The sequence below is a fragment of the Sporosarcina sp. Y1004 genome (genome assembly GCF_057669665.1).
Genome location: NZ_JBYHFQ010000018.1, coordinates 32,040 through 50,572, shown reverse-complemented (window position 1 = coordinate 50,572; position 18,533 = coordinate 32,040). Strand labels below are relative to the sequence as shown.

At 41.4% G+C, this 18,533-nt stretch carries 19 protein-coding genes; all 19 read left to right on the top strand.

What is annotated here, in order from left to right:
• Positions 1-37 precede the first annotated feature (37 nt).
• The 19 genes from AC25Y6_RS12960 (at position 38) to AC25Y6_RS12870 (ending at position 18,524) form a co-directional block, all read left to right on the top strand.
• Positions 38-1,741 (top strand): sensor domain-containing diguanylate cyclase, encoded by a 1,704-nt coding sequence (locus AC25Y6_RS12960; protein WP_488143318.1) that lies wholly within the window; start codon positions 38-40, stop codon positions 1,739-1,741.
• 24 nt (positions 1,742-1,765) lie between these two features.
• Entirely contained in the window at positions 1,766-3,475 is a 1,710-nt protein-coding gene (locus tag AC25Y6_RS12955; RefSeq protein WP_488143317.1) for a sensor domain-containing diguanylate cyclase, read from the top strand.
• 417 nt (positions 3,476-3,892) lie between these two features.
• Positions 3,893-4,234, top strand: a complete 342-nt coding sequence (locus AC25Y6_RS12950; protein ID WP_488143316.1) for a hypothetical protein — start codon at positions 3,893-3,895, stop codon at positions 4,232-4,234.
• A gap of 112 nt (positions 4,235-4,346) precedes the next feature.
• Positions 4,347-5,711 carry a VanW family protein gene (locus tag AC25Y6_RS12945; protein WP_488143315.1) on the top strand — a complete coding sequence of 455 codons (1,365 nt, stop codon included), beginning with the start codon at positions 4,347-4,349 and terminating at the stop codon, positions 5,709-5,711.
• Between the two features lie 25 nt (positions 5,712-5,736).
• A complete protein-coding gene (locus AC25Y6_RS12940) occupies positions 5,737-7,395 on the top strand; it encodes a GspE/PulE family protein (protein WP_488143314.1) in 1,659 nt (552 codons plus the stop codon).
• Between the two features lie 12 nt (positions 7,396-7,407).
• A complete protein-coding gene (locus tag AC25Y6_RS12935; protein ID WP_488143313.1) occupies positions 7,408-8,445 on the top strand; it encodes a type IV pilus twitching motility protein PilT in 1,038 nt (345 codons plus the stop codon).
• A 2-nt stretch (positions 8,446-8,447) separates the two neighbouring features.
• Positions 8,448-9,659 carry a type II secretion system F family protein gene (locus tag AC25Y6_RS12930; protein ID WP_488143312.1) on the top strand — a complete coding sequence of 404 codons (1,212 nt, stop codon included), beginning with the start codon at positions 8,448-8,450 and terminating at the stop codon, positions 9,657-9,659.
• A gap of 123 nt (positions 9,660-9,782) precedes the next feature.
• A complete protein-coding gene (locus tag AC25Y6_RS12925) occupies positions 9,783-10,244 on the top strand; it encodes a prepilin-type N-terminal cleavage/methylation domain-containing protein (protein ID WP_488143311.1) in 462 nt (153 codons plus the stop codon).
• Between the two features lie 21 nt (positions 10,245-10,265).
• A complete protein-coding gene (gene pilM / locus AC25Y6_RS12920) occupies positions 10,266-11,219 on the top strand; it encodes a type IV pilus biogenesis protein PilM (protein WP_488143310.1) in 954 nt (317 codons plus the stop codon).
• Between the two features lie 2 nt (positions 11,220-11,221).
• Positions 11,222-11,866 (top strand): PilN domain-containing protein, encoded by a 645-nt coding sequence (locus AC25Y6_RS12915; RefSeq protein ID WP_488143309.1) that lies wholly within the window; start codon positions 11,222-11,224, stop codon positions 11,864-11,866.
• Complete coding sequence (locus tag AC25Y6_RS12910; protein ID WP_488143308.1) at positions 11,859-12,542, top strand: hypothetical protein; 684 nt, start codon at positions 11,859-11,861, stop codon at positions 12,540-12,542. The genes AC25Y6_RS12915 and AC25Y6_RS12910 overlap by 8 nt, the downstream gene beginning before the upstream one ends.
• A 35-nt stretch (positions 12,543-12,577) precedes the next feature.
• The gene (locus AC25Y6_RS12905) at positions 12,578-12,721 is read left to right on the top strand and encodes a prepilin peptidase (protein WP_488143331.1); all 144 of its coding nucleotides are present in this window, start codon (positions 12,578-12,580) and stop codon (positions 12,719-12,721) included.
• A 389-nt stretch (positions 12,722-13,110) separates the two neighbouring features.
• Complete coding sequence (locus tag AC25Y6_RS12900; RefSeq protein WP_488143307.1) at positions 13,111-13,509, top strand: hypothetical protein; 399 nt, start codon at positions 13,111-13,113, stop codon at positions 13,507-13,509.
• Between the two features lie 42 nt (positions 13,510-13,551).
• Complete coding sequence (locus AC25Y6_RS12895; RefSeq protein WP_488143306.1) at positions 13,552-14,424, top strand: GGDEF domain-containing protein; 873 nt, start codon at positions 13,552-13,554, stop codon at positions 14,422-14,424.
• A 12-nt stretch (positions 14,425-14,436) separates the two neighbouring features.
• A complete protein-coding gene (locus tag AC25Y6_RS12890) occupies positions 14,437-15,192 on the top strand; it encodes a prepilin peptidase (protein ID WP_488143305.1) in 756 nt (251 codons plus the stop codon).
• A 124-nt stretch (positions 15,193-15,316) separates the two neighbouring features.
• A complete protein-coding gene (locus AC25Y6_RS12885; RefSeq protein ID WP_488143304.1) occupies positions 15,317-15,964 on the top strand; it encodes a hypothetical protein in 648 nt (215 codons plus the stop codon).
• A 94-nt stretch (positions 15,965-16,058) separates the two neighbouring features.
• The gene (locus tag AC25Y6_RS12880) at positions 16,059-16,673 is read left to right on the top strand and encodes a Maf family protein (RefSeq protein ID WP_488143303.1); all 615 of its coding nucleotides are present in this window, start codon (positions 16,059-16,061) and stop codon (positions 16,671-16,673) included.
• 16 nt (positions 16,674-16,689) lie between these two features.
• On the top strand, positions 16,690-17,361 hold the full coding sequence (radC, locus tag AC25Y6_RS12875; RefSeq protein WP_482101010.1) for a RadC family protein: 672 nt from the start codon (positions 16,690-16,692) through the stop codon (positions 17,359-17,361).
• 146 nt (positions 17,362-17,507) lie between these two features.
• Positions 17,508-18,524, top strand: a complete 1,017-nt coding sequence (locus tag AC25Y6_RS12870) for a rod shape-determining protein (RefSeq protein WP_482100856.1) — start codon at positions 17,508-17,510, stop codon at positions 18,522-18,524.
• Positions 18,525-18,533: the final 9 nt, after the last annotated feature.

Sequence of the window (18,533 nt, the reverse complement as noted above, 5' to 3'; positions counted from 1 at the left end):
CTTTTCTAACTAATTGACTGTAGGGGTGTGTACTGTAATGAAGGTTATTAATAGTTCCACCATACGTTATTTCGTTCTTTGGTTAGTTATCGTTCCACCGGGCTTGGTCTATATTTTATGGAATTACCCGCCAAACCAGGTAGAGTGGTCAATTGTAGCAACGTTCACTGTACTGGGATTTTTCACGGTGTATTATCCGATTTTGAGAAATGGCACCCCTGTATTTCTGGTTATGTGGGTGACGGTGCCTGCGTTCTTAATGTACGGACTCTTTGTTGAAATAATCCTTATGCAAATTTCAATCATAGCAATTATCCTAACATTACCTAGTAAATTGTCTGTGATCCAGCGTTTTTATTTTAATTCGGTACTCTTTTTTATTTTATCAATCATTGCGTCCTCGGTGTTTCACTTCTTTGGTGGGAAGATAGGTTCTGTTGAGTTTTGGCCAATTATTTTGGCTGTCTTCGTCTATCAATTAGTACATACAATCGTTAACGATATCTTGCTTAAAATATATGCGACATTCAAAAGAATTAAATCACCGTTCTATTCAAAAGATATATGGTTCAATTACGCTTTAATTCTGGTCATACTTCCATTGTCGCTTACGTTATATTATTTATTGCAGTTAGTCGGAATGGGTGCATTCGTCTTACTGGCGGTACCCTTTTTCTTTATAACGCTCGTGATACGTCTTTACAATAATTCCGAAAAAGTCAACAGTAATTTACAACAAGTGGGAGATATCGGTCATGGATTATCGGACTTAGTAACGGAAAAAGACGTCATTGACCAGTTCGTAAGGAAAGTTTCAGACATGTTCGATGCGGATCAGGTATATCTTTTTGATAATAAAGAAGGTTGGCTTGAACTGATCCGTTCCTACGAAAATAATAAGTTTGTAACGCTAGATTTTGCACTGTTATCCTCGGGACAAGGGATTGCTGGGTCGGTTCTCCAGCTTAACAAAGCTGTTATCTATTCGCAGCGGAAGGAATGGGAAACAATTTCGAAAGACTATGTTCCTGATGATATGCAAAGTGTTCTATGTGTCCCTATTTCGCGGAATCAGGTAATTGAAGCGGTATTACTATTATCTTCAGAGAAAAAATCTTCATTTAATGAATATCAACTAAACATTCTCGACTTACTCTGTTCTTATTTTACTGTTTCAGTGGAGAAAGTACGGTATTTGCAGGAAGCGCTCTCAAAGAGTGAACGCTGTGCGCTCACCAAACTTTATAACTATAAGTATTTAGAAGATAGGTTAGGCTATGAAATGGACAGGTTAAATGATAAGAAAATCGATGACCTTTCTGTAGTTATGCTCGATATCGATCACTTTAAAAAAGTGAATGATACGTATGGACATCAGAGCGGTAATGATATTCTAACGATGTTGGCCAGAAAACTAGAGGACTCGCTACCCACAGGTGGGACTGTAGGACGCTACGGGGGAGAGGAATTCGTTTTCATTTTACCTGGCATGAAGAAAGCAGAAGCGCTCGAATTCGCAGAAAATCTACGTACTGCAATTGGTGGTTATGGATTTATGATTATCCAGGACTTAGCCGAAGATAAGAACCCAATGAAAGTGAATATCACATCCAGTATCGGTGTTTCTTCTGCCCCAGTAGATACAGACGACGCAATGACGCTGTTGCGAAATGCTGACCGTGCACTATATTTGGGAGCGAAGCATGCAGGTCGTAATCGGGTTGCGGAATATGTCAAATGAGTAGATTGAGGAGGATTAAGTAGAATGACGATAACAAAAAAGCAATATTCTATAATATTTATTCTTTGGTTAATCGTTGTTCCATTAGGCTTTTTCCTGGCGCGCAATTTTTATAATTCAAATGAAGTCAACTGGTTGAATCTGTTGATATTATTCGCACTATTAGTAATAACGATGATGGTACCTTTGAAGTTGAATAAAATGTCAGTTTCATTGGAGCGGTGGATTACATTCACTGTTTTTTTCCAATACGGTGTATTTGCGGAATTATTATTTACACAAATCGCGATGTTTCTACTACTATTTACTAGAAAGTCAGATTTACCTCCTATTTATCGATTTCTCGTGAATTCGTTGATCTTTACACCTGTTTCATTACTAAGTGCAACGATTTTTCATTATGCGGGAGGCATAATTGGTTCGCTGGATTTCATGATTATTTGTTTCTTGGGGCTTTTATATGCTGTGAGTTATTCTGTTTTGAATAGCATAATTATGCAAGTGTATTTAGCTTTTGAAACCGGAACGTTTTCAATTATAGAAAAGTATATTGCATGGGATTTTGTTTCAACAATGCTGGTACTCCCTTTTAGTATTGGACTATACTTTTTAAGTGACCATTTTGGAAATAAAGCTGTTCTCCTGATTGGCGTCCCTTTTATTCTCGTTTTATTTATAGCAAAAAAGTACAATCAATCCGATAACTTGAATGATAAACTTTCTTCAGCAAGTATCATCGGTCACGAACTAGCCCAACAACTTGGTTTCGAAGATGTGATCAGGACGTTCATCAGCAAACTGAAAGATATTGTTCCGTATGAAAGTGCATATGTCATTGACTTAAGAGCAGGAAAACAGCTAATTACACTGATGGGTTCTGAAGACGGCCTCATTTCAAAAAACGTTTATGAACTTGAATTTACATCTGAAAAATCAAGTGATGATGGATTGGAAATGGATAATCCGAAAATATACTCCAATAAAAAAGAAGCAATGGTACTTAAAAACTTCAAGTTTTCCAAAGATGTGGGAAGTATTATGACTGCTCCAATCAAACGGCAAATGAAGACGGAAGGATTTCTGATCTTAACGTCAAAAAAGAAGAATATGTTCCAAGCACTTGAAATGAAAATTATTGATGTGTTAACGGGTTATTTTGCAATCTCGTTAGTCAAAGCACGTTATTATGAGAAAACAATCGAGCAAAGCGAACGTTGCGGATTAACCAAATTGTATAACTACCGCTACCTGGAAGAAAAGTTGGACGAAGAGATGATACGTTTCCACATTGGGGAAAGTAGTACATTGTCCTTGATCATGTTGGATATCGATCATTTCAAATCTATCAATGATACATATGGTCATCAGTGTGGGAATGACCTGCTCATTGCGCTTGCGGATTTGCTTAAATCCTATGTAACTGAAGGGGTTACCCTAGCGCGTTTCGGCGGTGAAGAATTCGTTTTTGCACTTCCGAATTTCAACAAAAATCAGACAATTGAGCTTGCGGAAAGGATTCGAAATGAAGTGGAGCTGTCCGTGTTTCGGATCATTCCTGATTTGTTGGAAAAACGTGAACCAATTGATGTACAAATGACAGTCAGCCTCGGCGTTGCCTCTGTACCGGAAGATTCGGGGGATGCAAAAGAACTTCTGCGTCATGCGGATCGAGCACTTTATATTGGAGGCAAGCAGGCTGGTAGGAATAAGGTTGGGGTTTACGGTAGGGAATAGATCTAAATAATAGAATACTAAATGCGAAAATTAGCAGAGAGAAGAAGCGAAAAAGCTTCTTCTTTTATTTTAACGGACTTTTTTCCTGTCTGTATAATTTTTCCGTGACAAATCATGTCGAGTCTATGATAATAGTAGTATAGGAATCACTAAATACAATAATAGTCGAATTTTTTAATCAACTGAATCAATTTCATAATTGCTTATTTAAAGGAAGACCCTAACATTAACGAAATTTCTTAATCTATCATTCGTTTGTTCCGTTGATTTTAACGGAAGGCGGCGACTCCAGAGGGAACGGCCAGGAAGAGAAAGAAGTTGACTATTCCCAGGCGGAAAGCGTCCGCCTGAAGTGTACATCAACCTTCTTCAAATTTTAAAAGAGACTTGAATTAGTAATGAGTTAGGAGAGAACTAATGGTAAAGTATATCATTCTACTTATAGGTGCACTAATTGTCTTTCCTGTATTAATTTATATTGTTCGGCGGAAAAGTCTTGGCAATTGGATCATTCCTAGCACTTTTGCTGGATTATTAATATCCATAATAGGGCTCATCATGCAAGAGACATTTAATCCGCTTTATGTGTTGCTTGCAATGTTTGGTCTTGCGTTTGCGCTATCCGTTTTGTTGGACAAGCGATTTAAACAGGATGGAGCAGTCAAATTAAAACAACAACCAGAAAAAGATAATTTACCCGTGACTGTTAAATCGAACAGAGACGGTAGGAATAGTGAATCGGCTTCATTGGAAGATTAGGATCTATTCACCATACAACCAATTGAGGATGACTTGAGTAGATGGACGACAGCGGACCCGGGGGAAAGCGAGATTCGGAAAAATGAAATTCACGACAGAAAGGGGGGTTCAGGTGGGGAATAAAGGGTTTTTAAATACGTTTATCGTAGTCATAGCAGCGACGCTCATTTTTTATGGATTATCTTCTATTGGTGCGCTCGCAATTATCAATACCTCTTCAAAAAACTTTGGTGATCAAACCTATATTGGACCTTTCGATGTTTCGAGACAAAAAGAAAAGGCTGTCAGAGTAGAACTGTTAGCCGATTATGCTGCACTTCAAGAAGAATTTGCGGTCAATTTGACTTATCAGGATGTCACTATAGAACTGCCACAAGAAGTGGTTGTTTTTGATATAGAAAAAACGATTCAACAATCGAGTTCTGGTAAAGAGAACCCGATTATTGCGACCGTATCGGTTGAAGGATTAGAGACGGTGCTTAGACAACAATTTACAGCTATTAACTTTACGGATGATAGTATACAGTCAATCGCAACAGGTATTGAACGAGAACTTGGGACAGGCATTATGCCGCTGACTGTTCATATTACGGATTACTCCGATTTTACGGAAACTGAAGTAGCAACAGCTTCTATGTCTGCTTTAGAGCAATCGACTTCCTTCAGAAATCTAGTCGCTACACTGAACGGTATAGAAATTGCACCTTTTTCTACCTTTTCTTTACTCGATTTTATTCAAACGAATGAAACAGGACCCGTTTCGGATGAGGAATTATCTACACTAGCAACTGCACTTTATATGACGATTTTACAAACGAATTTTGTAGTGGATGAACGGAATATCAGCACAACATTTCCGTCATCTACAGACCCGGGTTTCGAAGCAGCCATTAACAAGCAACTTGGTTTGAATTTCATTTTCACGAATCCAAATAAAACGACTTTTACGCTAAATATGACATCCGCTAGCGACACGATTCATTCATCCATTACAGGCATGCCTTTCCTCTATTCTTATCAGCCATATATCGGAAATAGTGAATCGTATGAGCCGAAAACAGTTAAGCAATACAGCGCATTCGTGTCGAGTGGGGCAATCCAAATAGCGGATGAAGGTCAAAAAGGGATGGAAGTAAACGTCCATCGAACCATTTCATATGAAGGAGCAGTACTCGTGGATGAGGAAATTTCATCTGACTTTTATGCGCCGCTGCCTAAAATTGAAATCCATCCATTAGTAAAGGAGACAACACAGTCTTCAGGAACTGGCAACCAAGATTCAGAGGATGGAACTCCTAATGGTGGAACAGTTGATTCGCAAGGGAATCTTATCCCATCTACTCCTTCTAATACGCAAGATTCCGAAGAACAATCAAAATCTCCGTCCCATCTAGAATCTAAGCAAGAACAGGACGAGAGTGATAGTCAAACGGATACTGACATTCAGTATGATAAAGGTGGAAATATCATTAAATAAGCGTTCGTACGAATGGGGGGACAGCATGAAAACTGCGCGCAAAAGACTTGGTGACTTGCTTGTCGAGTCTGGTCTAATTACAGATCAACAACTGCAAACGACATTGGATGAAAAACCCGGCGATCAGAAACTGGGGGATGCGTTGCTTCAACATGGTTTTATTACCGAGCAGCAACTTATTGAAGTATTGGAGTTTCAGCTTGGAATTCCGCACGTTAATCTATATAGGTATCCGTTTGATCCGAAACTATTTAATGTCGTTCCGAAAGATTTTGCAAAACGAAATTTAATTGTCCCATTGAAAGCTGAAGAAGATAAGCTTTTCGTGGCGATGTCTGATCCAATGGATTACATTACGTTAGATGATTTGCGCTTGTCCACGGGTTTTTATATTGAAACGGCGATTGCTTCAAAAGATGATATTATGCGTACAATTTCCAAGTATTACGATGAAGAGTCTTTTGATGAGCTTTTCATGGAACAGACGCCCGAGCAAAGAGAACAGCAAGATGAGTTGACGGATTTGGATTCGCCGATTGTTAGGCTTGTAAATCAGCTAATGTCGTCAGCTATTACTCAAAAGGCAAGTGATATCCATTTCGACCCACAGGAACATCAGGTTGCGATCCGTTTCCGAATAGATGGCATGTTGAAATCAGAACGTTTTTTACCGAAGCATATGCAGGCAATGGTTAGTGCGCGTATTAAAATCATGGCGAATCTCGATATAACGGAGCATCGGATACCACAAGATGGCCGCATTAAGACGAATGTGGATTTCCGTCCGATCGATCTTCGGGTTTCGACGTTACCGACGATTTATGGTGAGAAAATCGTTATGCGTATCCTCGATCTCAGCAGTTCGTTAAACGATTTGACGAAACTTGGCTTCAATCGACTGAATCTAGAACGCTTTCTGAAACAAATTGAAAAACCGAGTGGCATCGTTCTTATATCAGGACCAACCGGATCGGGTAAATCATCGACACTCTATGCTGCGCTCAATAAATTGAACACAGAAGAAGTGAATATCATTACGGTTGAAGATCCGGTCGAGTACCAGCTTGAAGGGGTAAACCAAATACAGGTAAACCCGAACGTCGGATTAACATTCGCCGCTGGACTTAGATCGATATTAAGGCAAGATCCAGATATCGTCATGGTAGGGGAAATTCGTGACCGAGAAACGGTTGAAATAGCGATTCGTGCTTCGTTAACTGGACACTTAGTGCTCAGTACCATTCATACGAATGATTCAATTGCTACAATTACAAGAATGCTAGATATGGGCGTTGAACCGTTTCTTGTGACTTCATCGCTGAATGCGGTGATCGCCCAACGACTGATTCGCCGTGTGTGCCGAGACTGCGGAAAAGAAATGGAAGCGACAAGTCGTGAAGTAGAAATTTTTGCGAAGCGTGGACTTGGAATAGAAAAAGTGATGAGGGGTGCGGGCTGTGGAGTCTGTAATATGACTGGGTATCGTGGGCGAATTGCGATTCATGAAGTACTTGTCATGGACGATGAGATGCGGGAAATAATCAATAATGGCGGTTCCTCGGCGAGACTGCGAGAAATTGCAACCCGGAATAAGACAGTGTTTTTATTGGATGATGGTTTGTTGAAGGTAAAACAAGGGATTACGACGACAGAAGAAGTGTTGCGTGTCGCGTTGATTGAATAGGGGGCCCTGTTAATGAAAAAAAAGATAGATGAGCTGTTGAAGATCGCGTTTGGTTTTAATGCATCTGATGTCCATCTTACAGTCGGCGTGCCACCAGTATTCAGGGTTCATGGTGATTTAAAGCGGTACGGCGATTTGATGATTGATAATCATTTTACTGAAACGGTTGCACAATTGACGATTCCACATAAGATGTATGCGGATTTTATGGAACAAGGTCAAATCGATTATTCGTATGAAGTACCGGAAGTTGCTCGGTTTCGTGTCAATGCATTTCAGCAGCGCGGTTCCGTATCGCTCGCTTTCCGAACAATTCCTACGAAAATACCTTCAATCGAAGACTTGCAACTTCCCGATACATTGAAGAAATTGGCAGAGACTCATCAAGGATTAATTCTAGTGACAGGGCCTACGGGATCAGGTAAATCGACGACACTCGCGGCAATGATTAAATATATGAATGAAACGATGCGAAAACACATCATTACACTGGAAGATCCAATTGAGTATATGCATTCGCACGGTTTGTCGATCATTGATCAGCGAGAGGTCGGCTTCGATACGCAATCATTTACTTCAGGTGTCAGAGCGGCATTGCGACAAGATCCGGATGTCATTCTGGTTGGAGAGATGCGTGACCTGGAAACCATTTCTACAGCAATAACTGCTGCAGAAACGGGCCATTTAGTTCTTGCAACGCTGCACACATGGAGCGCGGCATCTACAATCGACCGGATTATTGACGTATTTCCACATGGACAACAGTCTCAAATACGCGTGCAGCTCGCTGGTGTGCTTACAGCTGTCATTTCACAGCGCTTACTCCAGACGGCTGACCGAAAAGGGAGAAGGGCGGCAACGGAAGTGATGATCAATAATCCGGCGATCGCCAACCTAATACGTACTGAGAAGGTCCATCAGATTCCATCCATCATTCAAACAAACCGCGCGGCGGGTATGCATATGATGGCATCTTCTGTTCGTACGTTTCTTGACAAAGAGATCATTTCCTATGATACCGCCGTGCCATACCTGGAAGGTGATGAGTAACAATGGCTCGTTTTAAGTATGAAGGCCGCGATGCCAAATCAATTCGTTCGGGTGTAATTGTTGCAGCAGATAAACGTGAAGCTGCAATTAAGCTGAAAAGCCAGGGAATTCGAGTAACGAACATGACTGTTCAGGCGGAAACAGCACTGACAAAGGACATTGTCATTGGAAAACCGGTTAAACGGGAGCATTTGATCATGTTCCTCCGCCAATTTTCAACGCTTCTTCGGGCAGGCGTAACAATTATAGATGCAATAAGAATTCTTGCATTACAAGTAGATTCAAAACCATTCCAAAAGATTCTCATTTCGGTAAATGATGATTTACGTGGAGGCGGTTCCTTATCCGGGGCGTTTCTAAAACATCCAAAAGCATTCGAGCCAATCGTCGTTAATATGGTGCGGGCTGGAGAGATGTCAGGGACAATCGATGATTCACTTGACCGCCTTGCTGACCACTATGAGAAATCACATCAGTTAAGGCAAAAAGTTGTCTCCGCCATGTCTTATCCTCTCATCGTAGCGGTGCTGGCAATCGGAGTTGTTATCTTCTTGCTGACGACAATCGTTCCTATGTTTGTGGACATGTTTGCTAGTTTCGGAGGCGAATTACCGTGGATAACACGTTTCGTTATGAATGCAAGTACATTTGTGACCTCGTTCTGGTACTTGCTCGTTTTATTTGCGGTGATTGTGGTGGGTGGCATTTGGATGATGAAGAACAATAAAGAAGGAAAACTGATACTGGACACATTTCTATTAAGGCTACCGATTTTCGGTGACATCATGAAAAAATCCGTCCTTGCAACAATGACACGGACGTTGAGTTCGTTGTTTGCAAGCTCCGTTCCGATTTTACAGGCGATGTCCATGACAGAAAAGATTGTTGAAAATGAAGTTATTTCGAGGGTGATTGCGAAATCGAGAGAGTCCCTAGAGCGGGGCGGGTCGTTAACAGAACCGATGAACGGACACTGGGCATTTCCACCTTTAATTCCGCATATGATTGCGATAGGTGAGCAAACCGGTTCGTTGGATGCGATGTTGTCGAAAGTGGCGGATTTCTATGAGAAAGAAGTGGAAGCTGCAACAGATCGGTTGAAAGCGTTGATTGAACCCTTGATGATCGTTTTATTAGCCGGATTAGTCGGGACTATAGTCCTTGCGATTATGATGCCGATGTTCGAGATGTTTAATAACATAGATGGAATGTAGGGGTTATTTTCGTAAATTAGTAAAAAGGACGTAGTCTTTTTATGATTTACTAGTTTCCTATTGTGTTAAATAAGGTATAATTAAGACGAAGTGAACGAGATGATGAAAAGGGAGGAATAACACATGAAGAAGTTTTTGCAGAAAAGATTGAACAATGAAAAAGGGTTGACGCTTGTCGAGCTATTGGCGGTTATTGTTATTTTGGGGATTATTGCGGCGATTGCGATACCTTCGATTGGTGGGATTATCAGTAACTCCAAAGTCGGAGCGTTAAAATCCGACATGTTAAATGCTATTAACGCGGCAGAATTATACGCAATTGATAATCCTTCAACTACTTCGAAGACTACTATTACACTCGAAGATTTACAAGGCGGGACTGGTGGTACTGTTAGTGAGAAGTATCTTGAAGACAAAGGTGGGTTATCTGAATTCACTTATACGTACGCTTCTAAAACTATAGCTGCTAAAGCTGCAAGCGGGAATGTAAGTCTTACAGCTACTGCCGGTACAACAAAGAAACAAATAATTGACCTTCCTAATAATACAAAAGGTGCAGTAGATACTTTAACTGTATCTCGCTAATTTAAATAAGGAGCTGTTCCCATGTCCATATTCACCCGTCGCAAGCGCACCGAGTCCATGACAATTGAAGAAGATGCGGTCCGGTTTGTCCGGCTGAAATCCATTGAACCGCTCGTCATTGATATAGCAGAGGAAGTCCTGCTTCCTCCGAATGTCGTTGTCGAGGGGAAGATTGTCGATTCGGAAACGCTTGCGACGATTTTGGACGGGGCTGTCGGACAGTGGGGAATCTCCAAACGATCCGTCCAATTCCTCGCCCCGGATCAATATGTTATTATCCGCAAAGTTCCTTACCCCTTGGAAGTCATGACTGACGAGCTAAAAGGCCATTTCTTCATTGAAATTGGTTCTACGCTTTATCTACCTTTCGATGATCCTGTCTTTGACGTCGTTCCATACATACCGAACACCGAAACGAACGAAGCGATACTCATTGCGTCAAAAGAAGCCGTTTTAGAACGCTATGAAGCTGTCTTAAAAGAAGTGAAACTCGATCCCATGAAAGCTGATATTACACCTCTTGCCTTGTATCGGCTTGCCTACAGACAGCACTCATTCTCGGGAAAAGAGCATATTTTGATGGCTGATTTAAAAAATGGTAAATTGACCGTTTCTATTTTCCATGAACATTATCCACTTTTCATGCGACCTGTCGATTTGGTAAACTCAACGGATTTGTCTGATGAAAGAGAACTTACTGTTGATACGAGCATCGTCACACCGACAACCATCGTGATGGAACTGGAAAAACTCATCAATTTTTACCGTTATAATATGTGGAACAGTACAGCTTCCATCACACATCTTCTGGTCAACGGTGAGTACAGCCGGATGGAAGAGTTACTCTCCACGATTAGAGAACGTCTTGCCATCAAAGCAGATTTATTGGTTAAGCAACCTTTGCGGCTGGCGAACGGTGAAGAAATCCCAGCGCGTTTCAACCGAGTCATTGGGTTGGCATTGAAAGAGGTGTAGACATGTTAGTCGATATAAATCTGTTACCTGAAAAAGAGACAGAGCGGTCGCAGCTTCTAGTCGGAGCCCTGGCAATCCTTGGTGCAGCTGTTTTAGTGTGGCTCGTCGCACTGATGATGGCGAATAGTCTCGATAAGGAGAGTGCAATGCTTGAAAATCAGCTTGTTGCGCTTCAAGCGAGTCAAGAAGAAATTCGTGCTGAACTTCAACAATCCGAATCGGGCGATGCGAAAAAAGTACTTGCCACTACTGTGGGCTGGGCGGAGGAATATCAGTTTGATACCGTTCCACTTCTTCATGAGCTTATCGATTTATTGCCGAAACGCGGTTTTTTTCAAACGTTTGACTTTACAGGTCCCAATTTGGCGCTGGTTACTGTCCAGTTTGACACCAAACCGGATAGTGCTTATTATTACACCCGCTTGAAAGCGTCACCGACTGTTTCAGAAATCCATCTGGATTCAGTGATCGTTGATGAGGTATCTGATGAAGAAACTGCTGACTCTACAGAAGTCCTACCACGTTACCTAGCGACGTATTCCGTTCAGTTCGTTGATAATCGCATTGTGGCTGAAGGGACAGCTGAAACAACTGAAGGGCTTGAGGAAGAGCCGATTATGGATGAGGGGGATGAATCGAATGACTAATTTGACCAAACGTCAAAAAGAGATGGCATTGGTCGTCCTATCCGTAATTTTCTTCCTATCACTTTGTGCTTATTCCTATTTCATAGTCTATGCACCTGCAAAAGAAACCAATGATCAAGTAAAGTTGACGACTTCCAATGAACGGGATGTATTATTTGCGCTCCTTAAGCAGTCGGCATCCGCAGGCGGGACGGATACCGCCAGTTCTCAGCCATTGCAACGGAAAGTGCCTACGAAGCCATTGGAAGATGCTGTGGTCCTTCAAATCGGCAAAGCAGAAACAAAGTCAGGCACTTCAGTACAAGGGATAACGTTTACGCAAGGAGAATTCGTTATTGAGAATCCACCTGAACTGGTTGAAAATGTTAGCCAACTGTTAACTGAAGTTGTTCTCCAATCGGACTCATACATAGGAATAGAAAAATTTGTCGATGAGATAGAGAAAATGGATCGTATTTTCATCATAGATATAATTAACTTCAATGTACCAGAGGAGATTCGCAATGAAGTAATAGAAAAAGAGTTTATTGAAATGACGGTGTCGTTTTCTGCGTTTTATCGTCCCGATTTGATAGATTTGCAAATCGAGGCACCAAAAACGAATGCGCCGCCACCAAGTGAAAAAATAGATCCGACACCTTTCAATGATGGAACGGAAGCAGGGGAACCTGAATGAGTAACCTAGATACAATCCTGTTCTTTGTCTAGGGCATCGTCATTGGCTCGTTTTTTAACGTTATGGGCCTAAGAGTTCCTAGAAAACAATCAATTGTATCACCGCGTTCCTATAGCACGACGTGTGACCGCGAACTGGGGTTTCTTGACCTTGTGCCGGTTTTTTCTCTTCTAGGATAGGAGTATAATTTTAAGTAGTTGGTGTGTGGCATTGCGAAGTATCACAACAGTCTGGGGGAAATCAAAACGATTTCTCCTTTTAGGTTTTCTAAGCTGAAAGAGGTGGAACAATTGCCCACTCAACAACTCGTTATCTATCTATTAGTGTATATGGTTCCTGCCTTTATAATTTTTGGAATAGGCTGTATGGTGTTAGCGCAAAGTCCTCGACGATTGGAACATAAGTTAATGGTGGCATTTAGTTTTACTTATTGTCTGCTGTATCTTGAAGAATTTATTCGTCATTTATTACCATTGTCTTCTAGTGTTTGGATGGTTGGTATGTTTTTTACCAAATTAGGTTATTGACGACCACTATTTTATTCCACTTTTTTATACATACGACGAAAATGTACGAGCGTTATCGCATTCCATTCTACCCATATCTTTTTTACGTTCCTGTCGCAATCATCGTTATTTTAACGTTGATGAATGTCGATGTCGTGGGTACTACTGAATTTATCCAAACTGGCATTTGGTACTCACCGATTTTTAGTGAAACCTATTATATGAAACTGATCCTTTCAATTGTAATAATTGTTCTTATGATAGTCACTTTATGGAGTGGGATGAACCACGCGACTTCGTTCAGAAAACGTAAATCCATTCAGTTTTTACTGGTTGGAATGATAAGTATGCTCATTTTGACAGTGATTTTGGGTTATCCGAATTATGGTAGATTCTTACCCCCGCATACTTATCTACTATCTGGTATTGTGTTTTCCGTTTTCCTATCTATTTCCGTTTAACGTTTTCAGTTACTACCTTCCGTCTCGAGAAGATATAAAGAATTGTTCAACATAAGTCCGGTATCCATCATCATTACGAATGATCAGTGGGAAGTATTGGAGTTCAATGACAATGCGGCTATTGAGCTTGGTTCTCTAATTAAAGTAGGTTTCATTTTAATCGATTATTTTAGAGCGACAGCGCATAAACAGCAACTTCTTCGACTCAGCGAGCAGTTGGAAAAAGAAGTAACAGTCAGAGATTACTCCATTAAAATTATGAACAAAGCCGAGGATAAATACCTCTATTTTTCGCTGGATGCATCGATTGTGAGAGTGGATGAGGATGTCTTTTATTATTTAATTTGGCGTAATGTGACCGAGGAATTGGAAAGTAAGCAGCTGGTTCAGCACTTAGCCTATCATGATGCACTAATTAATATTTCCAACCGAGCGTATTTTGTTACTGAAGTAAAGGAAAGATTAAAATCCTTGCCTGTTCAGTCAACGAATGGGACGGCGGTTGTGCTCATTGACTTAAATCGATTCAAAGTGATCAATGATACATATGGACATGTCGTTGGTGATCAAGTGTTAAAGCATACAGCATTCATTTTGATGAAAACAACACGGGAAAGTGATATTGTCGCACGTTTTGGTGGTGATGAGTTCGTCATTTTCCTGGAGGAATACCCTACGAGTCAAGCGGTGGATGATTGGGTGGAAGTTTTACGGGAGGAATTCGCAGCCAATCCGTTTGTTGGAAATGATTTGGTGTTGGAAATCGAGCCAAGTATCGGAGTTGCTTTTTATTCAATTGAGGATAGTCAATTCGATGAACTATTTCAATTGGCTGATGTAAGAATGTATGAAGATAAGGAGAAATCTAGAAGGGCGCGAAGGATATCCCAAATAGACCCAGTAGATAAACGGTAGAAGGAGAATTGCATGGGAATTGTAATTGGTATTTTCTTTTTCCTATACGGTATTGTATTAGGATCATTTTTCAATGTTGTTGGATTACGTGTGCCAAAAAAAGAGTCGATTGTTTCGCCTCCTTCACATTGCACCGTCTGTAAAAGGAAATTAGGTGTTCTGGATCTGATTCCAGTCTTTTCTTATCTATTTCTAAAAGGGAAATGTAGCGGATGCGGTACGAAAATCAGCCAGATTTATCCACTCATAGAGCTGGTGACTGGGATTTTATTTGTGTTAAGTTACGCAATGCTCGGATTTAGTGGTGAATTAATCATCGCCATTATGTTCATGTCGCTTCTTGTCATTATTACGGTATCGGACATCGCCTATATGCTCATCCCCGATAAGGTGCTGTTGCCATTCGCTGTCGTATTGTTTGGGGCTCGGCTGTTCATTCCTTTAGAGCCCTGGTGGGATAGCTTGTTAGGAGCGCTAGTGGGCTTCGGAGTCCTCTATCTTATCGCGGTTGTGTCGAAAGGGGGTATGGGTGGTGGAGATATCAAGTTATTCTTCGTTCTTGGTCTCGTTCTCGGTACGGTAAATACACTTGTGACGCTATTTCTCGCTGCCCTTATTGGTTCTATCGTTGGAATTATACTTTTAAAGATAACTGGAAAAGGACGAAAGACACCTATTCCATTTGGACCTTCGATTGCGATCGCGGCAATCATCTCCTATTTCTGGGGAGCCGATTTTGTCAATTGGTATGGAAGTCTGTTTAGTTAAGTCGATAAGTTTATTGGAGCAAGGCGACAAGCGTCTTGTTCTTTTTCACGTCCATTCTGATACCGTTGTATTAAAAGGGTAAGCGCCAAGTCGTTTACGCTAGATGAAAACGGGGTGGTCAGCAATGAAATTCGGTAAACGCTATTCGAAAGTGACAATTTTTATGGCGATGATTCACGGCGTTCTCATAGGTGTTGTAGCTGTTGCTGTAATTGGTTTACTGCTAATGGGGACTAAAGGGAAGGATGTCAGCAACGCGCTAGAAAAGGAAGTGCCTGCATCCGGACCTCCGCCTGTTGAAAATTCCGCGTCTCCTTCGGAAAAGCCGTTGCAATTATTCGCAAAGCAGCATGGCGCTTTCTCTTCAGCAGAGTCCGCGAACCTCTTTATGGCGGAAGACCCAGCACTCTCTAAAGCAGTGGTTATAAAAGGGAGCGATTCTTATTTCGTCTGGACGGCGGTCGGATTGACGGAAGATGAAATCGATTCAAATGCAGCTGAAGGCACGTTCAAGAAAGCTTTTACGGCGGAGACATCAGCTTGCGGCGCCATTGGAGCGGGTAAATTACGCGAAGTTCTTACACAAACAGAAATGGCCAAAATTAAAAAATTGGAGGAAGGGCAGGGCGATGGAAATCAGGACACAAAAACAAAAGACTTTTATAAGAATATAACCACTATTACAACGTTTACGAATGATTTACGCATTATGAGACTCCACCTTCTTTCTGAATATACGCAGGCAAACAAGTGTGTCAAAATTACGTTTTAATGGCCGAAATGAACCCGAATTTAAGTTATTAGGATTATAAGAAAATTTTCAGATCTCTATAATTCCCGTATGATTGACAAAAGGGGGAAAAAAGATGAGATTTGAATCTGTTAAGCCGGTCATTCTAGCTTCAGCGTCACCGCGCAGGAAGGAAATCCTTGAATTACTTGGCTTTCCTTTCACAATAATACCTAGCAATGTTTCTGAAGATCTGGAACTGGAAAACAGTGACTTTCAGGAATATGCACAAAAGCTTGCGGCAAAGAAAGCATGGGCTGTTGCTGATCATGAACCCGATTCCATTGTTATCGGGGCGGATACAATCGTAGTACATGAAGGAAAGGTTTATCCAAAGCCTGAGAGTAAAGAGCAGGCGAAAGCATTTTTAAAATCGTTTTCCGGTAATACGCATACAGTTATCACGGGTGTCGGTTTATGTATGGATGGTGCTATCCGGACGTTCGCTGTTGAGACGAAAGTTACTTTTCGTGAACTCGATAATCCATTGATTGATGCTTATGTAGAATCAGGTGATCCAATGGACAAGGCTGGTGGATACGGCATCCAAACCGCGGGGGCTTTGCTCGTCGAAAAAATTGAAGGCGATTACTATAATGTGATGGGTTTACCCATTTCAAAATTGACGGAAACGATGCGGAAGTTTGCTTTAATCGCTTTAAAGGATGGTGACCTATCCAGTGACAATTGATCTGGAACCAAAAATGATGATTCGAGATGTACACATCGCGGACAGGCCACGTGAACGTCTAATCAGACAAGGTGCTGAAAGTTTATCCAACCAAGAGCTGATTGCCATTCTACTCCGTACGGGAACTAAGGAAGAATCTGTCTTGGTTCTTGCAAATAGAATCCTCTCCTCATTCGATAAAATCCAAGACTTGAAATACGCAACAATTGAAGAAATGATGCAAGTGAAAGGGGTCGGCCAAGCAAAGGCCGTCCAGCTTCTTGCTGCAGCGGAAATTGGTAAGCGTCTATACCGCAAGCATTCAGAGGGGCGCTACACAATAACTTCACCAGAAGACGCAGCCGCTTATTTAATGACAGATATGTCTTCGCTCAACCAAGAGCATTTCGTAGTGCTTTTTTTAAATGTCAAAAATGAAGTCCTTCATAAGCAAACTATATTCATAGGAAGCTTGAACTCATCGATAGTACATCCACGCGAAATATTTCGTGAAGCCGTAAAACGTTCTGCTGCCTCGATAATTGTGGCGCATAATCATCCAAGTGGTAACCCTTCGCCCTCTCCAGAAGACATCGAAGTGACCAAGAGATTAATAGAGGCAGGCTCCATTATGGGCATAGAAATGCTCGATCACGTCATCATCGGAGACCACCAGTTTTTAAGTTTAAAAGAGAAGGGGTATATGTGAATATATTCTGAAATTATCGGTCGAATGGCACGATATTCAAATGAGGATACATGTTACGCTGTGAATTTGTTCTTCTATCCGTTATACTATGGTGTATGATTTCATGAATGCCGTAATACACGGTTTAGCAGAAAGGAAGAACACAATTGTTTGGATTTGGATCAAGAGATGTCGGGATTGACCTCGGCACAGCAAATACATTAGTTTTCATTAAAGGAAAAGGTATTGTCCTTAGAGAGCCTTCAGTAGTAGCGAAAAATACACATACAGGTGAAATTGTCGCAGTCGGTAGCGCCGCAAGAAACATGATCGGTCGTACGCCTGGATCTATCGTGGCAACGCGTCCTATGAAAGACGGCGTCATCGCTGATTTTGAAATAACGACAGCGATGATTGAACATTATATGAAAGAAGCAACGAAGACAGCAGGCGGAGCATGGAAGAAGCCTAATGTCCTAATTTGTGTGCCTTACGGGATTACTTCCGTTGAACAACGCGCAGTTATAGATGCTTCACGTCAAGCTGGTGCAAAAGAAGCATTCACAATTGAAGAACCATTTGCAGCTGCAATCGGTGCAAATCTTCCGGTTTGGGAACCTACTGGTAGTATGGTCGTCGATATAGGTGGCGGAACAACTGAAGTCGCTGTAATTTCTCTTGGCGGCATCGTAACGAGCGAATCAATTCGTGTCGGTGGCGACACTATGGATGGCGCGATCATTAGCTATATTCGCAAAACATATAATCTTACAATCGGTGAACGTACTGCGGAAGCCATTAAAATTGAAATCGGCTCTGCAAAAGTAACAGAAGAAACACAAAAGATGGAAATACGCGGACGTGACCTACTGACGGGTCTTCCGAAAACGATTGATATCTCTTCAGATGAAATCGCAGAAGCACTGCGTGAATCAATTTCACAAATCATTGATGGTGTGAAGAAAACGCTTGAAACGACGCCTCCAGAATTATCTTCCGATGTTATGGAACGTGGAATTGTCTTAACAGGTGGTGGTGCGTTGCTTCAGAATCTTGATAAAGTCATTTCTGATGAAACACAAATGCCTGTATTCATAGCTGAAGATCCACTTGATTGTGTTGCAATCGGGACGGGTAAAGCACTCGATAATTTTGAACTGATCAAAAAAATGCAAGGAAGATAAGTGAGGGAG

Coding starts and splice junctions, on each gene's coding strand:
- AC25Y6_RS12960 (WP_488143318.1), top strand. CDS start 38: ATGAAGGTTATTAATAGTTCCACCATACGTTATTTCGTTCTTTGGTTA.
- AC25Y6_RS12955 (WP_488143317.1), top strand. CDS start 1,766: ATGACGATAACAAAAAAGCAATATTCTATAATATTTATTCTTTGGTTA.
- AC25Y6_RS12950 (WP_488143316.1), top strand. CDS start 3,893: ATGGTAAAGTATATCATTCTACTTATAGGTGCACTAATTGTCTTTCCT.
- AC25Y6_RS12940 (WP_488143314.1), top strand. CDS start 5,737: ATGAAAACTGCGCGCAAAAGACTTGGTGACTTGCTTGTCGAGTCTGGT.
- AC25Y6_RS12935 (WP_488143313.1), top strand. CDS start 7,408: ATGAAAAAAAAGATAGATGAGCTGTTGAAGATCGCGTTTGGTTTTAAT.
- AC25Y6_RS12930 (WP_488143312.1), top strand. CDS start 8,448: ATGGCTCGTTTTAAGTATGAAGGCCGCGATGCCAAATCAATTCGTTCG.
- AC25Y6_RS12925 (WP_488143311.1), top strand. CDS start 9,783: ATGAAGAAGTTTTTGCAGAAAAGATTGAACAATGAAAAAGGGTTGACG.
- pilM (WP_488143310.1), top strand. CDS start 10,266: ATGTCCATATTCACCCGTCGCAAGCGCACCGAGTCCATGACAATTGAA.
- AC25Y6_RS12915 (WP_488143309.1), top strand. CDS start 11,222: ATGTTAGTCGATATAAATCTGTTACCTGAAAAAGAGACAGAGCGGTCG.
- AC25Y6_RS12910 (WP_488143308.1), top strand. CDS start 11,859: ATGACTAATTTGACCAAACGTCAAAAAGAGATGGCATTGGTCGTCCTA.
- AC25Y6_RS12900 (WP_488143307.1), top strand. CDS start 13,111: ATGTACGAGCGTTATCGCATTCCATTCTACCCATATCTTTTTTACGTT.
- AC25Y6_RS12890 (WP_488143305.1), top strand. CDS start 14,437: ATGGGAATTGTAATTGGTATTTTCTTTTTCCTATACGGTATTGTATTA.
- AC25Y6_RS12885 (WP_488143304.1), top strand. CDS start 15,317: ATGAAATTCGGTAAACGCTATTCGAAAGTGACAATTTTTATGGCGATG.
- AC25Y6_RS12880 (WP_488143303.1), top strand. CDS start 16,059: ATGAGATTTGAATCTGTTAAGCCGGTCATTCTAGCTTCAGCGTCACCG.
- radC (WP_482101010.1), top strand. CDS start 16,690: ATGATTCGAGATGTACACATCGCGGACAGGCCACGTGAACGTCTAATC.